The sequence below is a fragment of the Bradyrhizobium sp. USDA 4503 genome, from assembly GCF_054055815.1.
On sequence record NZ_JBSRXS010000001.1, the window covers coordinates 3,387,840 to 3,409,375 of the forward strand.

Below are 21,536 nucleotides of genomic sequence, written 5' to 3' on the forward strand. Positions count from 1 at the left end.
GTTGATTTCCCGTTCAAGCGTGCGTGTGCCGGCCCCGCCGCGGATCGCTGACCCGCGGGAACGTCACCAGCTCGCCGGCAGCCGCTTCAGCCCGCGCAGCACGAAGGTCGGCCGCCACTCCGGATTTTCCGCGTCATCGAGCCGCAGGTCGGGAATCCGGCGCAGCAGTGTCGAGATCGCGATCTCGGCCTCGATCCGCGCCAGCTGGGCACCGAGACAGAAATGGATGCCGCCGCCGAACGACAGCGGCTTGACGTTCGGCCGCCGGATGTCGAGCCTTTCGGGGTGGTCGGGGTAGACAGCCTCGTCGTGATTGGCCGAGCCCAGGAGGCACAGCACGCTCTCGCCCTTCGGGATGCGCTTGCCACCGAGGTCGTCGATGTCTTCCAGCGCGACACGGCCGGTCAGCTGCACCGAGGAATCGTAACGCAGAAACTCCTCGATCGCGTTGGTGATCAGGCCGGGATTGGCCTTCAGCAGCGCGAGTTGGTCCGGGTTGCGGAACAGCGCCAGCAGGCCGTTGCCGATCAGGTTCACGGTCGTCTCGTGGCCGGCGCCGAACAGCAGGATGATGTTGCCGGTCAGTTCCTCGTTGGTGAGCTTCTGGCCGTCCTCTTCGGCCTGCACCAGCTGGGTGGTGAGGTCGTCGCCGGGTTGCTTGCGGCGCAGCTCGAACAGCTGATGGAAATACATCGCCGCCATCGCATTGGCGGCGTTGCCCTGCTTGATTTCCTCGGGGGTCAGCGGCACCGGCTCGAGGATGCGGCCGCCATCGCGCGAACCGTTGTAGAAGGCCTCGCGGTGTTCCTCGGGAATGCCGAGCATGTCGCAGATGATGGTGACCGGCAGGCGGAACGCGAAATCCTCGATCAGGTCCATCTTGCCTTGCGGAATGATGCGATCCAGCGTCTCGTCGACGACGTGCTGGATGCGCGGCCGCATGTCCTCGACCCGCCGCGCGGTGAAGGCCTTGACGACAAGGCCGCGCAGGCGGGTGTGGTCGGGCGGATCCTGCTGCAGCATCCAGTGGCTCATGCTGCGGAAGACCGGCTCCTCCATGATCTTCGGACCGTAGCGGCGGATCGAGCGCTCGGCAAAATCCTTGCCGAACCGCTTGTCGCGCAGCACGAGGCTCGCCTCGGCGTGCCGGCTGGCGACGAAAGCGCCGTGCACATTGACATGCATCGGATCGAGGCGGCGCAGCCGCTCGTAATACGGATAGGGATTGCGAATGAATTCAGGCGCCAGTGGATTGAAAAGCGGCTCGCCGCTCGCCGGCTGAACTTGCTCGTTCATGGTGACCTCGTTCGCACGCTACGCCTGGGCCTTAAAGCCTGGCGTGCCCTGGTGTCATCCTCAAGACCGCATCATCACGGATGCGGCTGTTCTGGTTCTGTCGAATGCAACTCGATACACTCTTGTATCGAGTTGCATTCTGCCCTAAAATGCGCCGATGTCAAGGGTTCGAACCAGACCGACACGGGACGACACCTGCGAGAAGCTGTTCGAGGCGGCGGCGCGGGTGTTCGAGGAACAGGGCATCGGCGGCGCCAGCATCGAGGCGATCGCGGCCGCGGCGGGCTTCTCCCGCGGCGCCTTCTATTCGAACTTCAAGAGCAAGGACGAGCTGATCTTCGCGATGCTCGAGGATCACGTCGAGCAATCGATCCGGCGCAATCTCGACTTGCTCGCCCGGCACAGCAACCTGGCCGACTTCCTCGAGGCGCTGCGCACCATGGATCGCAGCCGGCAGGATCCACTCGGCCGCTCCCCTCTCCTGCACATGGAGATGATCCTGTTCGTGGCGCGCGCCGAGAAGCGCCGGCCCGAGCTCGCCAAACGTCTGCGCGCGCGGCGCAAGCTGATCGCCGACATCGTCACGACTGCGCAGAAGAACAGCGGCCGGAACGGCAGACTCGATCCGGATTGGACCGGAGCGATCGTGCTGGCGCTGGAAGATGGTTTCCGCCTGCACCGCCTGATCGATCCGGAAACCACCCCCGCCGACAGCTGCCTGCGCGCGATCACCGACCTGCAGCGCGCCATCGGCGTTTCGTCGGCCTGACGCGTCAGGACGCGCTTGCGACCTTGTGCACCTGTCCGGCGACGGCGCGGACCTTGCGGGGCGAGGCCTGCCAGATCGCAAACGCCGACAGCAGGCTGAAGGCGATCCCAAGCAGGAAGGCGCTGGTATAGCTGCCCGAGAGATCATAGAGCTGGCCGGTGATCCAGGGGCCCGCAGCACCGCCGGCGAGCGCAGCCAGCATCACGGTGCCGAAGATGCTGCCGTAATGCTTGCCCTGGAAGATCTCCAGCACGACCGGGCCCATCACGGATGTCAGGCCGTAGCCGAGCGCGCCCTGGGTGAAGACCATGAGATAGATCAGCGCCATGTTGGGCCAGTATTTCAAGGCGGCGAGCGCGGCGAAGCAGATCACGAAGCCGAAGCAGGAGATCGCCCACACCCATTCGCGGCCGATCCGATCGGAGAGATGCCCGAGCCAGATCTGGCCGGGAATGCCGAGCAGGCTGACGACGCCAAGCGCCCAGACCCCGACATTGGAGCTGAAGCCGATGTCGAGCAGGAATTTGGTCTGATGCACCTGCACCGCGTACCAGATGTACAGGCCGCAGAAATAACCGATCGCGATCCACCAGAACCGCGCGGTGCGCAGCGCACGCGACAGCGTCCAGTCGGTGCCGGCCCACACGGGGTCGACGATATTCGATGCCGGCCTGGCTGACGTCGCTGTCGGCGCGGCATCGCCGTCCGGCTGCAGGCCAATGTCCTCCGGCCGCTTGTGCAGCAAGAGATTGATCGGCGCGAGCACGACCAGCACCACGATCCCCATTGCGGTGCAGGCGGTGCGCCAGCCGGTGTGCTCGATCATGTGCTGCACCCACGGCAGCAGCGTCACCGAGCCGATACCGACGCCGGCGAAGGCGAGCCCGATCGCAAGTCCGCGGCGGCGGAGGAACCAGTTCGGCACGAACAACGATTGTCCGGAATAGCCGAGGCAGACGCTGCCAGCGCCGACCAGCACGCCGATCGTGAGATAGAGGTGCCAGGGCTGCGTGGTCAGCGGCGCCAGCAGCAGACCCGAACCCATCAAGAGCACGCCAAGCTCCATCACCGCGCGCGGACCGCCGCGGTCCATCAACCGGCCGATCAGCGGACTTGCGATCGCCGAGGCGACAAAGCCGAACGAGAAGGCGCCCGCCGTGATGCCGCGCTCCCAGCCAAATTCCGAGATGATCGGCGGATAGAACAGCGAGAACGCCGTACGCGCGTTGACGCCGATCGCCATGGTGACGAAGGTCACCGCGACGATGATCCAGCCGTAGAAAAAGGGAAGTCGCATCGGAAGCAGCATTCCATCCGCAACGGAACAGGCTGGACCGACGCCGTAGCGGACTTTGGGCAGCCGGCAGCAGGCGCTGCCACCAGCCAGATTTCAGGACGACCTGGAGACAGAAGGGCCGACGCATCCGTCGACCCTTGCCGCCACAATCAACCGCTATGATCGCGTCGTCAACGCTTGCGCGGACGCTTGGCCGCCTTTTTGGCTGCCTTCTTCTTGCTGACGGCTTTCTTCTTGCCGGCGCCCTTCCCGCCGCCTGATTTGGCGCGCCTGAACGTTGGCCTGCGGAGCGAAAGCTCGGGCCAGGCGATCGGCTGTTCACCGCTGTCCGGGTCGTTGTCGCCTGGCGGATCTTCGGCGCTGTCATCCATCGGCCCTTGCACGACCAGATGGACAAGATAGGCGGTACCGGCCCCATTCAGGTAGTTCGCGAGTGGCTCGTTGTTGCTCGGAAACAGATGCGGATGAGTCACCACGCTGTTTTCCTCGACCGAGAACTTCACCGCCTTGATCGCGGTTCGGGTCATCGCGTCGCCCAGGATCTTCTTGATCGCCTCTTGCGTCTCCTGAGGCAGCACATGATGGAGAAAGAAGAACCATTTCCGCTTGGCATCGTCCTTCCCGTAATCCTTGCTCGGATAGGCACCGATGCGGAACGCGACGCGCCGCAACCTGTGGCTCGGATCAAACAGCTTTTCTTTCCTGTTGTGCTTGCGAAGAGTAGCCAGATCCTTGCCGCTGAAGAGCTCATTCAGCCGGTCCACGATTTCAGCATCGGGACCGCTGCCGACGGGAAGTAGCGCACCCATTTGTCGTCTCCCTTTGTGCAATTTGATTCAGTCGTAAGAACTCGGACAGATAGCACCGCGGAATTGCCGGCGCGGCTTCCGGTCGAACCAGTACATGTTTGCGCCTCGGCCAATGATCGGCCCAGCACACGCTTGGACCGCGCTTGCGAGCTCCCAGGCCGCAGGCGGCAAGCGCAGTCAATTGCTCGATGCTCGATACCGCGCGCTGAATCGACAGCGTACGCCCGGTCTGCTTGCGTAGCCGGGCTGCGCCCTTGGCGAGAATCCAGCGGTCCGCCGCGCACTCGCAACCGAGCTCGGAGTTGGCGGCGAGCCGGCCGCCTTTCGACAGATGGTGTCCGACTTCGTGAAGCAGGGCGAAGACAAGGCCGTCGGCGTTCATCGCCGCGTGGTAAGCCAGTCCGCCATAGATCCGCACGACCCGGTCGTTGCCACGAATGAAGGCCTGAGCATTGACGGTTGCGCTGCCTTCGTCGAGCTCGAAAAGCAGATCGGAAAACGCACGCCTGAAATCGGCCAGGATGTCGCAAAGGAGCGCGTCCCTGCGCGTGCGGGCGCTTCCTTTGCCGACCGGTTCGCCCGTCATATTCGCGAACAACATGAGATCATCCGAATGGGATCAGAACAATTTTCGCTCGCAACTCAAATATTATTGGCTTCGTTCGAACTTCGACTAGCTTTGACCGTCTTTCCCGCGCCACCGACAAAGGGCGCGAAGATCATTGCGCCGGTCTCGTGAAGCAGCGCGGTCGCGCGATCCAGTTCCTTCGTGCCCTCCTCGGCCTCATCGCCGCGCCCGGAGCGCAACAGCAGATCGGCGCGAACCGATCGGGCAAGGCATTCCGGAATGCGCGCGTGCCGCTTAACCGCAACCGCAATCGCCTCGTCGACGGCGGACAACGCCGCCGCCGCATCTCCCTTCTGCCGATACGCGTTCGCCAGATCGGCGAGAATCCGTGCTTCGTTTTCGAGGCCGGCCTTGCGGGTTCGCGCGAAGTCGAGCGCGGCCGTCAGGTCCTCGATCGATGATGTGATCCGACCTGCCACCATATGGGACAGGCCGCGGCTGGCCTGAGCGTAGACGCGCAAATACGGATTGCCGCTCTTGACCGCGAGCGAGAAGGCGCGATCGGCGTGGTGCTGGGCCAGTCCGACGTCGCCTTCGGACCAGGCGAGGTCGACATAGGCGAGGCTCGGAATGACATAGTGAATGGCATCGACCTGGCTGCCATCCAGTTGCAGCACGCGATCGAGCAGCGGCCGGGCCTCGGACCCGCGCCCCAGCATCACGAGCGTCTGCCCGCGCATGGCGGTCAACCAGACCTCGACGTCGAATCCAAGCGTCTCCCGGTCCGACTTCACGATCTCCGAGGCGCGCGCGGCCGCCTCCATGTTCATCTGCAGCGCCTCCGACATCCGTCCCGAGAGCCGGAGAGCGTGGCAGAGAATGGCCTTCAGCGTGACCTGGACACTGGTGTCGGTGCCGGTGTCGGCAAGCGCCTTGGCTTCCAGCACCCGCTCGACATATTCGTCGGCCGAGCCGCCATTCGCCAAAATCCGGCCGTAGGCAGCGTGAATCAGCGTGTTGGCGCGCAGATCCCCCATCGCGAGCGCGAGGCCGCGGGCTTCCTCGAAATAGACCTGCGCATCGGCGGCGGAAATTCCCTCGCGCCAGCCGAAATTCACGATCTGGCCACAGGCCATCATCTTCAGATAGTCGGTCATTTGCGATGGGGGCTGGTGCGTCAGCAGTTCACGCACCTTCTTCCAGCTTCGCAAGGCCTGACTGGGATCGTTCGCGCCGACCCAGACCGCCGCACGCATGTGCTGCTGCGCCGCCTTCAAATGTTCGCCGGCATGCTCCCAATGGTAGGCGAGAAGCGACGCCCGTTCCTCGGCGCGATCCTTGAACAGCTTCTCGATCGCCTGCGCGACGGCCGCGTGAAGCTCGCGGCGCCGCTCGTGCAACAGCGACAGATAAGCGACTTCCTGGATCAGCGGATGACGAAACGCGATCAGCCGCTGCTCGAAGGGAGGCACGTCGTAGAGCAATTCGGCGCGTCGCAAATGTCCCACGGCTTCCAGCAGCTCGGCCTTCGCCAGACCGGCAACGGCATCGAGTACCGACAACGAAATCTCGCGCCCGGCAACCGAAGCGACCTCGAGGGCTCTTTTGGCGTGTTCGTCGAGGCGATCGATGCGCGCCGCGACCACGGCCTGCACGGTCGTCGGAAGCGGGATTGTATCGATGCCGCCCTTCAGCCGGTACGCGCCCTTCCCGCCCTCGAAGTCGCCGCGCTCGACGAGGGCGCTCATGAGCTCTTCCAGGAAGAACGGATTGCCGTGCGCGCGCTCGACGATGTTCCGGCTCAACAGCGCCAGCGACGGGTCGGTACCAAAATGATCGCGCAAGATCGATTGCGCCTCCGCGGGCCCAAGCGGAGCCATGTTGATCTGCCGGTAATGCGACCGCTGCATCAGCGGCGCGCTCAATCCGGCCCTGAAATTGACCAGCAGCATCGTCGTGGTTCCGACCACGGCGTCGGCAAGGGCCTCGACGAACTCCTCGCTCGCCGGATCGATCCAGTGCAGATCGTCGATCAGGACGACCGTCACATTGTCACGAGGTGCGGCGCGTACCAGTTCGCCGACGAAATCGAGCAATTGGGCCTTGCGGGCCTTGGGATCCAGTTTCGGCGCGGGCTGGTGCGGGTCCGCCAGACCGAGGAATTCCAGCAGCACGGGTGCCAGATGATCGGAGACCGGCATTGCCGCCAAGCGGTCGAAGACACGGCGGCGCAAAACGTCCGGCGCTTCCTCCTTGATGCGAAGGCCGAAAATATCCCGAAGCAGCGCCAGCACCGGCTGAAACGGCGTTGCGTGGCCGTGCGCGAGCACACGCGCCTCGAAGACGCGGATGCCCTTGCTGCGACAACTCTCGGCAAATTCGAAGCAAAGGCGACTCTTTCCAATGCCGGCTTCGCCAACGACACCGATCACCCGGCCATCTCCCTTGCGGGTGTTCTCGAGTTCAGCTGTCAGCGCCGCAAACTCGTCGGCGCGGCCGGTCAAGGGACTCAACCGTCGTCCGGTCCGGAACACACCGCTCGACGGCGCATGCTGAAGGCCCCTCAGCCTGAGCACCTCGACGGGAGCCGCGAGCCCCCGAATGGCCTGCTCGCCAAGCGACTCCACCTCCACGAACTGCTTCGCGACAGCGTAGGTTTCCCTCGAGACCAGAATGGTGCCGGGCTCGGCAAGGTGCTCCAGTCGACTGGCGAGGTGCACGTTCGCGCCCGCGGCGTCATAGGTTTGATAGATGCCGTGCTCGATGGCCTGGAAGACGACCTCACCGGTGTGGACGCCGACGCGGATTTGCATATCGACGTCATGCAGCCGCTTGACGTCATCCTGCATCGCCAACGCCGCGAGACAGCCCCGAACGGCGTGATCCTCATGAGGCTGCGGGGCGCCGAACATCGCCATGACGCCGTCGCCCTGGGCCTTGTTGACGACGCCGCCGTAGCGGTGAACCGCCTCGTTCATCAGGTCGAGCACCGGCTGCAAGCGGCGCATGCCCAGCTCGGGATCTCCGAGGCTATCGATGATGCCCGTCGAGTTGCTGATATCAGCGAAAAGGATCGTGAGGCGCTTCCGCTCCCCACCCTTGGCATGCAGGCTCCTCAGCGCATGCTCGTGCGACGGCTGAACCCGGGTCGCGTCAATCGCCGTCGCCAACGCAGCGCCGCACTTTCCGCAAAAGCGGCTGCTTGATCCGTTCAGGTGGCCGCAAGCTTCACACGTAATTCCGAGAGAGGCCCCGCACCCTTCGCAATACTCATTGGTCGCCCTGTTCTGACAACCGCAACGCAAACATTGCATCGTAGGCCTCTTGAAGAGAGCTGCAGACGCAGGCAACCGCAACAAGTCTTAAAAACAACGCGACAAATATCCACAATCGGGCATCGCTGTGAAGCTTAGCAAAGCCGCCTGCACCTGTCGTGCCATTTTATGACGCACGTGCAGATTGCGCCACAACGGTAGTCGACGCCGCATCCGATCACAAGTTGCGTGGCCGTTGGCGTCGAGCACACAGGTTGCATTGGCTAGGTCTGCAACGCGTGGCTCTCATGGCCGAAATAGGCGCGCTCGAGCCGATGCGCGAGGTCGCTCTCTCCAGTCGGCGCCTCCAGCGCGATCGCACCCTGCACCAGCGCGTAGACGCGATCGGCACAGGCGAGTGCCTTCTCCAAGAGCTGCTCAACCAGCAGCACGGAGGTACCCTGCTCGCGCAGCCGGCCGACGACGTTGAGGACGCGATCGACCAGCACCGGCGACAGTCCCGCGGACGGCTCGTCGAGCATCAACAACCGCGGCCGGCGAACCAGGCCCTGCGCCACCGTCAGCATCTGCTGCTGCCCGCCCGACAGCGCGCCGCCGCGTTCATGCCGCTTCTCGGCGATTTCGGGAAAGAACGCCAATGCCTCCTCGATGCGCACGGCGCGCTCGGCGCGCGGCAGGTCATAGCCGGCGAGCAGCAAATTGTCGGTCACCGAGATCTGCGTGAACACGCGATGTCCCTCGATCACATGCACCAGCCCGGCACGCGCGGCATCGCGCGGCGTGGCGTTGGTCATGTCGCGGTCGCCGAACCGGACCTGTCCGGCAGTGACGGGCAACAGTCCGGACATCGCGCGCAGCAGCGTGGTCTTGCCGGCACCGTTGGGCCCGAGCAGCGCCACGACCTCGCCGGTGGCAATCCTGATGTCGATACCGTGCAGCACACGGATCTTGCCGTAGCCGGACTGCAGCCCATTGACCGCGAGCAACGGTTCAGCCGCCGAGATAGGCACTGACGACCTCCTTGTGGATGCGGATCTCCGCCGGGGTTCCCGCCGCCAGCGTCCGGCCCAGATTGAGCACGGTGACCTGGTGGCAGATATCGAAGATCAGATCGGCATGGTGCTCGACCAGCAGCACACCGGTACCGCGGCCGCAGACCGCCTTGATCAGGCTGGCGAGCCGCTCGATCTCGTCATTGGAGAGACCCGCGGCGGGCTCATCGAGCAGCAGGAAGTCCGGATCGAGCATCAGCGCCCGCGCGATCTCGATGAAGCGCAATTCGCTGTGCTGCAGGCGATCGGCGCGTATGTCGGCGAGCGCCTCGAGGCCGACGACGCCGAGCAGCGCGTGCGCCTTTGCCGCGAGCAGACGCTCGTCGGCGCCGTTGCGCGGCAGTGCGAGCATCGCCTCGACGAAATTGGCCCGGCCCTCGATCGAGCCGCCGATCATGACGTTCTCCAGCACCGAGGCTTCGCCGATCACGCGCGGCGTCTGGAAGGTGCGTGCGATGCCGCACGCGGCGCGCTTGACCGGCTGGCCCGCGGCCAGGACTTCGCCGCCAAGCGTCATGGTGCCGGCTTTGGCGGCATAATAGCCCGAGATCACGTTGAGCGTCGTGGTCTTGCCGCTGCCGTTCGGTCCGATCAGCCCGTGGATCGCGCCGGGCGCAATATCGAGATCGAGACCATCGATCGCCTTCACATTGCCGAAGCTCAGCGCGATGCCGCGCAGCTGCAGCGTCTTGCCGCCGTCCCTGCGGCGCACGATGTCGGCGAGTGCAGCGGGACGCGGAACGATGGCGCGGTTGCTGGCGAGCGGCCGGCGGTTGCGGAAATCGAGCAGCGCCGCGATGCCACCGGGCATCACCAGCACGATCACGAGCAGCAGCACCGCGTAGAGGAAGGTCGACCACGCCGCGAGTGGCGCCGCGATCTCGGGCAGGATGGTCAGGATGATGGTGCCGAGCATGGGCCCGAGGATCGAGCCGCGGCCGCCGATCAGGATCGCGATGAAGAACAGCACCGAGAGATCGAAAGTGAACGCATCGGGCGTGATGTAGGTCTGCAGGGTCGCGAACAATCCGCCGGCGATCGCCGCCAGCGCGCCGGCGAACAGGAAGATCGCGATCAGCATTTTCGGCTTGGAGATGCCGCTGGCCTCAGCGGCGACCTCGGCGTCGCGCACCGCGATCAGCGCGCGGCCGAACCGGCTGCGCGCGACATTGGCGCTCATCCAGGTGGTCAGCGCGGCGAAGGCGATGCAGAGGGCGTAGAAGCCCCACGGCGTATTGAACGGCGGCGGGAATTCCGGACCTGCAATGCCAATGCCGCCGCCGGTCACGCTCTGCCAGGCCAGCGCGATCTGGGTCACGATGGTTGCAAAGCCAAGCGTCGACATGGCGAAGTAGAAGGTGCGCAGGCGCAGCGCCGGCAGGCCGACGACCACGCCGAAGATCGCGCCGATCAGGCCGGCGATCGGCAAGGCGACGAACACCGGAATCGCCGGCATCACGTTGCCGGCAACCAGCACGCTCGTCGTGTAGGCACCGAGCGTCAGCAGCGCGACATAGCCGATCGCAAGGTGACCGGCAAAGCCGACCACCAGATTGAGGCCCGACACCAGCACCCAGTAGATCGCCATGCGGGTGCCGATCAGCACCCAGTAATCGTTGCTGACGAACGGCAGCAGCACCGCCGCCACCAGAATGCCGAGGAAGGGCAGGACGTGCGGCAGCGCGGCGCGCCACACGCCGCTGTCGGTTCGGGACGGAGTGGCCACGACCGACGTCATCACACCCTCCGCGCGGTCGAGGCGCCGAACAGCCCTTGCGGCGCGGCAAGCAGCACCACGATGAACAGCGTGAACACCGCGACCGAGGAGAAGATGCCGCCGACCAGGAAGTTCGCCGCCTGCTGGAACAGGCCGAGCGCCAGCCCGCCGATGATCGCGCCTCTGTTATTGCCGAGCCCGCCCAGCGCCACCGGCACGAAGCCGTAGAAGTTGAGCAGCGCGCCGTTGGCGAAGAAGGCGAGCAGCAACTGCCCGCCGGAAAACCCGGCGATGCCGCCGACCACGCCGGCGAGCGCGTAGCTCGCGACCCGCAGATTGCGCTCCGGCAGGCCGAGCGCCCGCGCCGCAAAATTATCCTCCGCGATGGCGAGGAACGCGCGGCCGACCAGGGTGCGGCGGTAGAGATATTCAAGGCCGACAATGGTGACGGCGCAGGCGAGGACCGGCAGCCAGAATTTCTCATCAAGGACGCCCTCGCCGAATCCTGCGATGCGCGGGAACGGTTGCGGCTCGGTGCCCCATTTGATCGCGGTGATTTGCTGGATCATCAGCGCGACCGCGAGGGTCGAGAGCACGTAGAGATGCTGGTCGAGGCTCTTGAGCACCGGCCGCACCGCGACGAATTCCGTGATGATTCCGATCACCGCGCAGCAGAGCAGCGTCAGCACGAAGCCGACGGCAATGGGCAGGCCGAGCTTCAGCGTGAACATCGAGCCGAACACGCCGCCCAGCATCGCCAGCTGGCCGGCGGTGAAGCTCATCACCCGCGAGGTCGAGAACATCGTGTTGTAGGTGACGCCGACGAGCGCGTAGATCGCGCCCGCCGCGAGACCGGATGCGAGGATCGAGGCCAGCATCGGCTGCGCCCTCGCCCTTCTATGTATACCCCGGCGCCAGCGCGAAGGTGCCGTCCTTGGCAGTAGAGGCTTCCGACATCACGATCTCTTCGGTCAGGTAGCCGTTGTGCTCGGTCGGCGAGAAGCGGTAATTGCCGAAATAGCCGGGATAGGTCGACAGCGTGTTCCAGTACTTGATGATGCCGGCGCTGTCGGTCGAGCCGCTTTCGGCGACCGCCTTGGCGATCAGCTCGATGCAATCGATGCCGCCCGCGACCCACCACAACAGCGTGTCGTTCAGCGCGATGTTGGCCTTGGTCAGGCGCGCGACCAGGTCCGCGCTCTTCGGCGGCAGCTTGCCGGCGCCGTCATAGCTGCAGCTCTTGTAGCCGATCGCGTAGACCTTCTTCCAGTTCTCCGGCTTGGCGACCAGGCTCGCAAGCTCGCCCGACGCCATCGAGGGATGCCCGACAAAGGGCACGTCCCAGTTCATCGCGGCGCGGGTGTTGAACATGCGCGCCTCCATGCCGGTCGAGACGCTCCACACCACGATCGCTTCCGCGCCGGCATTCTTGGCGCGCAGCATGTCCGGCGTCATGTCGGGCTGCGTGGCGTCGATATTGGCCTGATAGGCCACCTCGGCGCCGTCCTTCTTGAACGCCGCGACGGAAGCGCCGACCGCGGTGACGCCATAGCCGGTGGTGTCACCGATCACGGCGACCTTCTTCACCTTGAGGATCTTGAGACAGTAATTGCGCACGGCATCGTCCCATTGGTTGTTCGACGGCGCGATGCGGAACGCGTTGGGGAACTTGACCGGGTCGATCAGGGTCTCGACGACGCAGGGATGCAGGTCCGGCATCTTGGCGCGCGCCATGATCGGCGTCGTCGCCAGCGCCTCGCCCGAGTTCAGCGGACCCCAGATCGCGTGCACCTTGGCCTGGCTAATCAGCTCCTGCGTCGCGTTCACCGCCTTGGTCGGATCGCCCTGGGTGTCGCGCATCACGAGCTCGATCTTGCGGCCCTTCACCCCGCCGGCGCCGTTGATGGCGTCGACCGCGAAGTTGACGCCGCGATTGAAGCCGACCGTCGGAGCCGAGCTCGGGCCGGTGATCGCCGCGAGACAGCCGATCTTGATCGGTTCCGACTGTGCGATGGCAGGCGCTGGGAAGGAAAATGATGCGGCGCCCAAAGCACCGGCGCTGCCCAACAAAACGTCACGGCGTGAAATAGCCATGTGATGCCTCCCTGTTTCCCTCTCGGCGCCCGTCGTTTGTTGCGGGACGTCCGTTCATTGATTGTCCGCGCGCTCAAGGGCCGCGGTTATGCGGGCCAAGTCTGGGCCGGATGCGAAGCTCTTGTCCAGCCCCGCGGACGACATTGGGCTTCGCCAAACTTTCATGGCCGAGGCCGCCGTGTCCAGTAGCCGGCATTGACCGCACCGACGGGTATCTCGCCGGCGACGATCTTCGCGACCTGGCGTACCGTTTCCGACGATTGATGCTCGATCGCCTGCGGCGTCAGCCCGCCGACATGCGGCGTTGCGATCACATTGTGCAGCTTCGCAAGCTCGGGCGTCGGCATCTGGTCCGGCGCGCGGCCGACATCCATCGCGGCACCCGCAATGCGGCCATCGCGCAGCGCGGCCAACAGCGCCGCCTCGTCGACGAGGTTTCCGCGCGACAGGTTGATGAAGAATGCGTGCTTCGGCATCCGCGCCAGTGCGGCCTGCCCGATCAGGTTCTCGGTCTGCGCGTTGGCGATCGCGAGACAGACAACGTAGTCGGCGCGTGCCAGCAGATCGTCGAGCGGCAGATGCCCGATCGCCGCATCATCGATCGTTACGTAGGGATCGGCGACCAGCACATTCATGCCGAGCACTTTTGCGATCCCGGCAAGATAGCGCCCGATGCTGCCATAGCCTATGATGCCGATCGCGCTTCCCGCCAGCTGGCGGCCCATCACGACCTCGGGCGCCCTGCCCGCGTGATAATCCGCGGTGGCGCGCGAGACGCCGCGCGACAGATCGACCATGAAGCCGAGCGCGAGCTCGGCGACCGACTGGACGAAGCCGGCGCTCGCCTGCGTCACCAGCACGCCGGCGGCGGAGGCCGCAGCCACGTCGATGTTGCGGATATCGACCGCGCAGCGCACGAACGCGCGCAGCTTCGGCAGCTGCGGAAAGATCTCCCCTCGCCCCTGCGTCATGCGGTCGGCGACGATGATGTCGACATCGGCCGCGGCCTCGACCAGCGCCGCCGCATCGAGCGCGTCCTCGCCCTCGTGCAGCATGACGTCGGCGACCGCGCGCAGGCCGTTCAGGCTGCGCTCGCCATAATAGTCGCGGCGCATCTGCGGGGTATGGGCAAGCAGCACCTTCACGATCCCACCCCCCTAGTAGCCGAGCGCATGCGGCAAGGCCGTGCTGATGGCGGGCACGAAGGCGATCACCAGCAGGCACAGCAACAGCAGGCCGAGATAACCCGCGATCGGCTTGATGGTCTGCTCGATCGGCACGTTGCCGATCAGGCAGGCGCCGTAGAGCCCAAGGCCGAGTGGCGGAGCAAAGAGCCCGAGCCCCATCGCGATCACAAGCACGACGCCGAAATGCAGCGGATCGATGCCGAGCTTGACGGCAACCGGCAGCAGCAGCGGGCCGAAAATGATCAGCGCCGCGGCGCCTTCGAGCACCGAGCCCATCACCACCAGCACCAGGATCGACAGCAGCATGAACAGCCAGACGCCGTGGCTGCCCGAGATCGCCAGCATGAGGTCGCCGACGGCATGCGGCACCTGCTGCAGCGTCAGAATGAAGGCCAGCGATTGCGCCGCGGCGACGATGAACAGCACCAGCCCCGAACGAACAGCCGCATGCACGAAGCAATGCGCCAGACTCCTCGCACCGAGCTCGCGGAACAGCAGGCTGCCGACGGCGATGGCGTAGACCGCGGCGAAGGCGGAAATCTCGGTCGCGGTGGCAAAGCCACTCTTGAAGCCGAAGAAGATCATGAAGATCAGCCCGAACGAGGCGATCGCACCGGTCCAGAGCCCGGATACCGCGACGCGCGGCTCGGCTTCCACGTTCGCCGCGGGGCGCTTGCCGAAGATGATCGACACCGCGATCAGCGCCAGCGCCATCAGCGCGGCCGGCAACATGCCGGCGACGAACAGTCCGCCGATCGACAGGTTGGCGACGAAGCCGAGGATGATGAGGTTGATGCAGGGCGGAATCGTCTCCGCCATGACAGCGGAGGCGGCGAGCAGCGCCACCGCTCCGCCCGGGTTCTGCCGCGAGCGGCGCGCCGCCGGGATCAACACCGAGCCGACCGCGGCAACGTCGGCCATCTTGGAGCCCGAGATGCCGGAGAACAGCACCATCGACATCACCATGACGACGTTGAGCCCGCCGCGCATCCGTCCGACCGCGCGCTGCAGCAGCTCGATCAGCCGGACCGACATGCCGTTGGCTTCCATCAGGTAGCCGACCAGGATGAAGAACGGGATCGCGAGCAGCACGAAATTGTCGATGCCGCGCGCCATCTGCTGGGCGAAGATCACGCCGGGCAGCGTGCCCTCGGCCCAGATGAAGATCAGCGCCGCCAGCGCCAGCGCAAAGCCGATCGGCAGTCCGCCGAACAGCGTGAGGAAGAAGCCGATCAGCATCAACGTTTGCGATGACGGTACGGACGATGGTGCGAATGCATCCCAGGCGAGATAGAGACCCACGATGACGGCAGTCGCGACGATGGCCACCGTCATGTCGCGCAACGGCCGGCCACAGAACGTCTCGAACGCGAAGATCGTCATAAACGCCGCGCCGACGCCCATCGGATAGAACGTCCATTCCAGCGGCAGGCCGGAGCCGGAGGTCTGACCGGTGGTTAGCCAGCCCATCTTGACGGCGTTGAACGCGACATAGCCGGCAATGATGGTGACAAGCAGCGCACCGACCGCGTCGACCACCCGCCGCACGCCCGGCGGCAGCATGTTGACGAAGAAGGCGACGCCGAGATTTTCGGCGCGGGCGAGCGCGCTTGCCGCGCCGAAAAAGCTCGACCCGACCATCAGGCCGCGGGCGACGTCGTCGGACCATTCGACCGGCGCGTTGAACAGGAAGCGGGCCAGCACCGCGACGCAGACCACCACGAGATCGGCGGCAAGCAGGAGCGCGGCGATCGCGTCACTGATGGCGAGCAGCGGCGCCGTGATCCGATCAGCGGTGCTTCTCGCCTCGACTGCGGCGACTGACATGCGCCGACCTCAGGCCTGGGTGGCGCGGATCAGGTCGACGACGGCCTTTGCCTCGGGCCGCGCCTTGATGAAATTGTCGGTCTGCGGCAGCACGCGCTTGCGGAATGCCTCCTTGTCGCATTCGACGACGGTGACGCCCTTCTCCACCAACGCCGCCAGCGCCTCCTTCTCCACCGCAAGGCCGTGCGCGCGGGTGTCGGTCGCGGCCTTGTTCGCCGCGTCGAGAAAGCCTTCGCGCAGCTTGGAAGCCATGCGGTTGAAGCTGGTGTCGCTGAAATAGACCGCGAGCGGCGAGAAGATGTGCTGGGTCAGCGCATAGTGCTTCGCGGTCTCGTAGAACTTGCTCGCCAGGATGGTCGGCGGATCGTGCTCGAGCCCGTCGAGCACGCCGGCCTGCAGCGCAGTATAGATCTCGCCGAACGCCAGCGGCGTTGCGGCGGCGCCCATCAGCCGCAGGCACTCGGTGATGATCGGATTGGGCAAGGTGCGGATTTTCAGGCCGGCGAGATCCTCCGGCGTCTTCACCGGCTTCTTCGCCAGCACGCTGCGCGCGCCGAAATTATAGGCCCAGCCGATGATATGAATGCTGGCGCCCTTGAGCAGCGCAGCCTCGATCGGCTTCGCCGCGCCGGCGTCGAACGCCTTGGTCTGTTGCTGGAAGCTGGTGAAGAGGTAACCGAGGTCGAAGGTGCCGACCAGCGGCACGAGATTCGCCGAGATCGACGAGCCCGACACCATCAGGTCGATCACCCCTAGCTTCACCGAATTGATGACGTCGATCTCCTGACCGAGCTGGTTGTCGGGGAAGAAGGTGACCTCGATCTGCTCGCCGAGTCCGTTCGCCTTCAGACTCTTGACCAGATTGTCGTAGTAGACGCGGCCATTGGCGTATTTGGGATCGTTCGGAAGCGACGACGAGCATCGCATTTTCATCACCGCAGCCTCGGCGCGGCCGATGATGGCGGGCGCGGCGGCAAGCCACGCGGTCGCTGCGACCGACGACTGCAGCACAATGCGGCGGCTCACGCGGTTCGACGTCATGATGGTGCTCCTCCCGGGGACGGATCTTTATTGTGTTGGCCACCCGCCTGACGGCGTGAGCTTGGCAGCCGATTTGTCATAATGTATGACAAAACGGATACGGTTGTGCAAGGGCGCGGCTCGGCGGCGGCGCAGGCTGCAACCGCAGCGAGGCCCTCGATGTTCCAGACATCCAACGCGTTGCGTCGAAGCGTGCACAGCCAGGTCACCGACCGCGTCGGCAGCAGCATCGTGCGCGGCGAGATCGGCGTCGGCGAAACGCTGCCGCCGGAAATCCGGATCTGCGAGATGATGGACGTCAGCCGCACCGTGGTGCGCGAGGCGATCCGCACCTTGACCGGCAAGGGCCTGATCGAGTCGCGGCCCAAGAGCGGCACGCGGGTTCGGCCGCCCGAGCAGTGGAATCAGCTCGATCCCGACGTGCTGCGCTGGCACCTCGAGACAGCGGAGATCGACCGTTACCTCGCCAAGCTGTTCCAGCTGCGCGCCGCGGTCGAGCCGGCCGCGGCAGCGCTCGCGGCGACCCATGCCGAGGAGGTCGACGTCGCCCGCATCCGCGCCGGATGCGACGGCATGGACGCCGCGCAGACCAACGAGGAGTTCGTCGCCGCCGACATTACGTTCCACCAGGCGATCTATTTCGCCACCCGCAACGAATTCTTCTGGCCGATCGCGCAGATGTTCGAGATCACGCTGCGCCAGAGTTTTACGATCGCAGCGCCGGGCTCGCACCGTCCGCGGGCGCTGCGCGAGCACCGCGCGGTGCTGGACGCGATCGCCGCCGGAGATGCGGAGACGGCGCGCACAGCCACGGTCGTGCTGCTGACGAATTCCGCCGACGACCTGGTGCGAATCCGTGGCCGGGAGTTCGACACGCCACGTCCAGCCAAGCGCCGATGATGTTGGTGACTGCGGTCGTGATGCGCTCACTGCTTCCACATGGTCGTCCTGGCGAAAGCAGGGACCCATACGCCGCGGCCGATGTTGTCGGTGAGACTCGTCGTTCCAGCGTCGCGCAACCGAGCTCAGCGGTGGTTATGGGTCCCGACCCCCGTGTGCAATTGCGCATTAGGCCGGGACGACAGCGAATGTGTGGTGCCGCTTGTCGCTAAAAATCCGCATTAGTGATTGGTGCGTGAGCGAGGCACCGCCGGAAGGGTTCCCTCCCCCTTGCGAGAGTGGGAGCCGCGCGGCGTGCTCGCCTCACCGTCATTCCGCGCCTGCCACGAGAGTCGACCCGCACACGGGCCTGTGACCATAGTTGAAGGCTGCGACGACGAAACTTCTGGATTGTTGGCCGCATAGACGCCAAGACAGGAGCGCTATTCTGCGAAGGTTTCATTGATGCACGACGTCTCGATCCCGGCGGCCCTGATCGCCGGTCTGGTCAGCTTCCTCTCGCCCTGCGTGCTGCCGCTGGTGCCGCCCTATCTGATCTATTTGACCGGCGCGACCATCGAGCAGGTCAACCAGGACGGCGCCACCGCGGCTTCCAAGCGCGCGGTGATGACGGCGGCGCTGATGTTCGTGCTCGGCTTCTCCACCGTGTTCGTCGCGCTCGGCGCCAGCGCCTCCTTTGTCGGCGGGCTGGTGCGCGCCTGGTCGGCCGAGCTCTCGATCCTGGCGGGCATCGTCATCATCATCATGGGGCTGCACTTCCTCGGCGTGACCCGGATCGGCCTGCTGATGCGCGAGGGGCGGCTGACCGCGCCGAAGCCGGTCGGGCTGTGGGGCGCCTACGTCATGGGCCTTGCCTTCGCCTTCGGCTGGACGCCATGCATCGGGCCGATCCTCGCCGCGATCCTCTCGATCGCGGCCGCGGAGGCCACGGTGACGAAGGGCGCCGGCCTGCTCGCGGTCTATTCCGCCGGGCTCGGCATCCCGTTCCTGCTTGCGGCCTTCATGGTCAAGCAGTTCTCCTCGCTGTTCGCGCGGATGAAGCGCCATCTCGACACCGTCGAGCGGGTGATGGGCGTGCTGATGGTGGTCACCGGCATCGGCTTCCTGACCGGCGCAGTCTCGAGCGTCAGCGTCTGGCTGCTGGAAACCTTCCCGGCGCTGCAAAATATCGGCTAGGCCTTCACGCCGACGCAGGGTGCCGTCGGCTGGCTTTTGGCCGCGCGATGTCGGACTATCGCGGAATCGCCGCAATCCTCACGGGGCACCGATGGGCCAGGATCGTCAGACACGCGCCAGCTGGCCGGTCTTCCGTTCGCTCAGGTCGTTCCGGCCAAACGACCTGCCGGGTGACCTGATCGCCGGGCTGACGCTCGCCGCGATTGCGATCCCGGAGCAGATGGCGACCGCGCGGCTCGGCGGCTTCTCGCCGCAGATCGGCTTCTTCGCCTTCATGGCCGGCTCGCTCGGCTTTGCGATGTTCGGTGCCAACCGCTTCCTGTCCTGCGGCGCCGACTCCACGATCACGCCGATCTTCGCCGGCGGCCTCGCGCTGATGGCGACCGCCGGCTCGCCGGACTATCAGGCGCTCGCGATGGCGCTGGCGCTGATGGTCGGCGCGATCATGATCGCCGGCAGCCTGTTCAAGCTCGGCTGGATCGCCAATTTACTGTCGACCCCGGTGACGGTCGGCTTCCTCGCCGGCATCTCGGTCCACATCCTGGTCTCGCAATTACCCGGCGTGCTCGGCCTGACCACGCCGGAAGGGCCGACGCTCTACAAGCTCGGGGTGCTCACCGAGAAGATCGGTCAAACCAATTTCTACACGCTGGCGATCGGCCTCGGCGTGCTGGCGCTGGTCGCCGGATCGGAGAAGATCAGCGCACGCATTCCGGGCGCGCTGATCGGCCTTGTCGTGGCCACCGTCGCCGTGATCGCCGGCCATCTCGAAAGCAAGGGCGTCAAGGTGGTCGGCACCGTGCCCGGGACGCTGCCGACGCCATCGTTTCCGGACATCGCGCCGGAGCGCTGGATCAAGCTGTTGTCGCTGGCGATCCTGATCGCCGTTGTCATCATGGTGCAGACCGCGGCGACGACGCGCTCGTTCCTGTCCGATCCGGACAAGCCGGCCGACGTCGATCGCGACTTCCTCGGCGCCGGTGCCGGCAGCCTGCTGTCCGGGCTGTTCGGCGCCTTTCCGGTCAACGCCAGCCCGCCGCGGACCGGCATCGTGTCGGAGACCGGCGGACGCACGCAGCTCTCGGGGCTGTTTGCCGCGGCCATCGTGCTCGCGCTGCTCGCGTTCGGCGCAACGCTGCTGCGGCACGTGCCCGACGCGGCACTCGGGGGCGTGCTGCTGTTCGTGGCGCTGCGCATCATCCGCGTCACGCAGATCGTCGCGATCTTCCGCCAGTCGTTCTATGAATTCCTGCTGGTGGTGGCGACGGCAGCCGCGATCATCGTGCTGCCGATCGAGCAAGGCGTCGCCGTCGGCATCGCCTTGTCGCTGCTGCACGGCATCTGGACCACGACGCGCGGCCAGCTGGCGGAATTCGTCCACGTGCCCGGCACCACGATCTGGTGGCCGACGGGCCCGCACGTCACAGGCGAGCGCAAGCCCGGCATTGCCGTCGTCGGCCTGCAGGCGCCGCTGTCGTTCCTCAACGCGGAAAGCTTCCACAGCGGCGTGCTCCAGGCCATCAGCGGGGCGACACCCAAGCCGCGGCTGCTGGTGATCGAGGCCAGCGGCATGATCGAGATCGATTTCACGGCGGCGCAGACGCTGCGCGACCTATTTCGCGAATGCCGCGATGAGGGCGTGACGGTGGCGGTGGCGCGGCTCGAATCCGAGCGCGCGCAGGACGCCTTCGGGCGCTTCGGTCTCTACGAGGTGTTGCCGCGGGACCACGTCTTCCGCAGCGTCGACGAAGCGGTCCGCACGCTCGGCGGACAGGCGTAGAGGTTGGTGAGATCAGTCCGTAGCCCGCATGAGCGAAGCGATACCCGGGAAACCGTTCCCGCATATCGCTTCGCTCATGCGGGCTACGCACGATCCTCCGTCATTGCGAGCAAAGCGAAGCAATCCATCGTATGGCATATGCGGAAGCATGGATTGCTCCGTCGCTATCGCTCCTCGCAATGACGGAGCTACAAATTTAGGGCGACTCAGCTGCGTAGCCTGGATGAAGCGAAGCGCGATCCGGGATTTCTCGCGCGTTGATGAACCGTCCCGGATTTCGCTTACGCCCCATCCGGGCTACCGGACGACCTCAGGCCTGCTCGCCCTCAAGCGTCGGATGCTCCCTCAAAACTTCCGCCTTGATCGAGCCCGCGTGGATGGCGCGCAGCAGCGCCCGCCCCGTCTTGATGTTATTGGCCTTCATGCAGAGACCGACGATCTCGCGCACCGCGGAATCCCGCACCAGCTCGTCGGAGATCTTCATCGCGGTCTCCATCGCGACCTTGGCGGCACGCTCGTAGCGATCACGCTCGATCTGCTGCTTCTTCGCTGAGCGCTTGTCGGGCGAGCCGACCGCCTCGGCACAGCCGGCGGCATCGCGGCAGATCGCACGGATCCGCTGCGCAGCTTCGATGTCGCCGAGCGGGTGCGCGACGGGATCGTCCCAGATATCCTTGTGCTCGTCCTTGCTGAACCACCACATCGCCGCACCTTGAAAGCACGGCAAACATAGCTGGCCTTGGCGCAA

General features: G+C 65.5%; 17 protein-coding genes. 4 read left to right on the forward strand and 13 right to left on the reverse strand.

Annotated features, from left to right (window positions below; translation table 11 throughout):
- Nucleotides 1-63: 63 nt before the first annotated feature.
- Entirely contained in the window at nucleotides 64-1,296 is a 1,233-nt protein-coding gene (locus ACVMIH_RS16605) for a cytochrome P450 (protein WP_028332498.1), read from the reverse strand.
- Nucleotides 1,297-1,453: 157 nt separating this feature from the next.
- Here ACVMIH_RS16605 and ACVMIH_RS16610 point away from each other — a divergent pair, with 157 nt between their 5' ends.
- Nucleotides 1,454-2,065 (forward strand): TetR/AcrR family transcriptional regulator, encoded by a 612-nt coding sequence (locus ACVMIH_RS16610; RefSeq protein ID WP_057015033.1) that lies wholly within the window; start codon nucleotides 1,454-1,456, stop codon nucleotides 2,063-2,065.
- A 4-nt stretch (nucleotides 2,066-2,069) separates the two neighbouring features.
- On the opposite strand, the gene ACVMIH_RS16615 is transcribed toward ACVMIH_RS16610, so the two are convergent.
- From ACVMIH_RS16615 to ACVMIH_RS16665, 11 genes are all read right to left on the reverse strand, one after another.
- Complete coding sequence (locus ACVMIH_RS16615; protein ID WP_253625857.1) at nucleotides 2,070-3,362, reverse strand: MFS transporter; 1,293 nt, start codon at nucleotides 3,360-3,362, stop codon at nucleotides 2,070-2,072.
- Nucleotides 3,363-3,532: 170 nt separating this feature from the next.
- A complete protein-coding gene (locus ACVMIH_RS16620; RefSeq protein WP_057015031.1) occupies nucleotides 3,533-4,171 on the reverse strand; it encodes a hypothetical protein in 639 nt (212 codons plus the stop codon).
- Nucleotides 4,131-4,772 carry a hypothetical protein gene (locus tag ACVMIH_RS16625; RefSeq protein ID WP_456782064.1) on the reverse strand — a complete coding sequence of 214 codons (642 nt, stop codon included), beginning with the start codon at nucleotides 4,770-4,772 and terminating at the stop codon, nucleotides 4,131-4,133. Before ACVMIH_RS16625 ends, ACVMIH_RS16620 begins: the two co-directional genes overlap by 41 nt.
- 41 nt (nucleotides 4,773-4,813) lie before the next feature.
- Nucleotides 4,814-8,053 carry an AAA family ATPase gene (locus ACVMIH_RS16630; protein ID WP_456862515.1) on the reverse strand — a complete coding sequence of 1,080 codons (3,240 nt, stop codon included), beginning with the start codon at nucleotides 8,051-8,053 and terminating at the stop codon, nucleotides 4,814-4,816.
- 224 nt (nucleotides 8,054-8,277) lie between these two features.
- Nucleotides 8,278-9,024 (reverse strand): ABC transporter ATP-binding protein, encoded by a 747-nt coding sequence (locus ACVMIH_RS16635; RefSeq protein WP_456862517.1) that lies wholly within the window; start codon nucleotides 9,022-9,024, stop codon nucleotides 8,278-8,280.
- The gene (locus ACVMIH_RS16640; protein WP_168857180.1) at nucleotides 9,005-10,804 is read right to left on the reverse strand and encodes a branched-chain amino acid ABC transporter ATP-binding protein/permease; all 1,800 of its coding nucleotides are present in this window, start codon (nucleotides 10,802-10,804) and stop codon (nucleotides 9,005-9,007) included. Before ACVMIH_RS16640 ends, ACVMIH_RS16635 begins: the two co-directional genes overlap by 20 nt.
- Nucleotides 10,804-11,661 (reverse strand): branched-chain amino acid ABC transporter permease, encoded by an 858-nt coding sequence (locus tag ACVMIH_RS16645; protein WP_050385417.1) that lies wholly within the window; start codon nucleotides 11,659-11,661, stop codon nucleotides 10,804-10,806. The genes ACVMIH_RS16640 and ACVMIH_RS16645 overlap by 1 nt, the downstream gene beginning before the upstream one ends.
- Nucleotides 11,662-11,680: 19 nt before the next feature.
- Nucleotides 11,681-12,877 carry an ABC transporter substrate-binding protein gene (locus ACVMIH_RS16650; RefSeq protein WP_225164325.1) on the reverse strand — a complete coding sequence of 399 codons (1,197 nt, stop codon included), beginning with the start codon at nucleotides 12,875-12,877 and terminating at the stop codon, nucleotides 11,681-11,683.
- Between the two features lie 161 nt (nucleotides 12,878-13,038).
- On the reverse strand, nucleotides 13,039-14,022 hold the full coding sequence (locus ACVMIH_RS16655) for an NAD(P)-dependent oxidoreductase (RefSeq protein WP_057015026.1): 984 nt from the start codon (nucleotides 14,020-14,022) through the stop codon (nucleotides 13,039-13,041).
- 12 nt (nucleotides 14,023-14,034) lie between these two features.
- Nucleotides 14,035-15,891, reverse strand: a complete 1,857-nt coding sequence (locus ACVMIH_RS16660; protein ID WP_057015025.1) for a TRAP transporter large permease — start codon at nucleotides 15,889-15,891, stop codon at nucleotides 14,035-14,037.
- A gap of 9 nt (nucleotides 15,892-15,900) precedes the next feature.
- Nucleotides 15,901-16,932 carry a TRAP transporter substrate-binding protein gene (locus tag ACVMIH_RS16665; RefSeq protein WP_057015024.1) on the reverse strand — a complete coding sequence of 344 codons (1,032 nt, stop codon included), beginning with the start codon at nucleotides 16,930-16,932 and terminating at the stop codon, nucleotides 15,901-15,903.
- A 159-nt stretch (nucleotides 16,933-17,091) separates the two neighbouring features.
- Here ACVMIH_RS16665 and ACVMIH_RS16670 point away from each other — a divergent pair, with 159 nt between their 5' ends.
- The 3 genes from ACVMIH_RS16670 to ACVMIH_RS16680 all read left to right on the forward strand — a co-directional run bounded on the left by ACVMIH_RS16670 (nucleotide 17,092) and on the right by ACVMIH_RS16680 (nucleotide 20,788).
- Nucleotides 17,092-17,832 (forward strand): FadR/GntR family transcriptional regulator, encoded by a 741-nt coding sequence (locus ACVMIH_RS16670; protein ID WP_456862520.1) that lies wholly within the window; start codon nucleotides 17,092-17,094, stop codon nucleotides 17,830-17,832.
- Between the two features lie 444 nt (nucleotides 17,833-18,276).
- Entirely contained in the window at nucleotides 18,277-19,008 is a 732-nt protein-coding gene (locus tag ACVMIH_RS16675) for a cytochrome c biogenesis CcdA family protein (protein ID WP_016846251.1), read from the forward strand.
- A gap of 91 nt (nucleotides 19,009-19,099) precedes the next feature.
- A complete protein-coding gene (locus ACVMIH_RS16680) occupies nucleotides 19,100-20,788 on the forward strand; it encodes a SulP family inorganic anion transporter (RefSeq protein WP_456862522.1) in 1,689 nt (562 codons plus the stop codon).
- Between the two features lie 310 nt (nucleotides 20,789-21,098).
- Here ACVMIH_RS16680 and ACVMIH_RS16685 read toward each other — a convergent pair whose 3' ends face one another.
- Nucleotides 21,099-21,491 carry a hypothetical protein gene (locus tag ACVMIH_RS16685; protein WP_028332513.1) on the reverse strand — a complete coding sequence of 131 codons (393 nt, stop codon included), beginning with the start codon at nucleotides 21,489-21,491 and terminating at the stop codon, nucleotides 21,099-21,101.
- Between the last annotated feature and the right edge of the window lie 45 nt (nucleotides 21,492-21,536).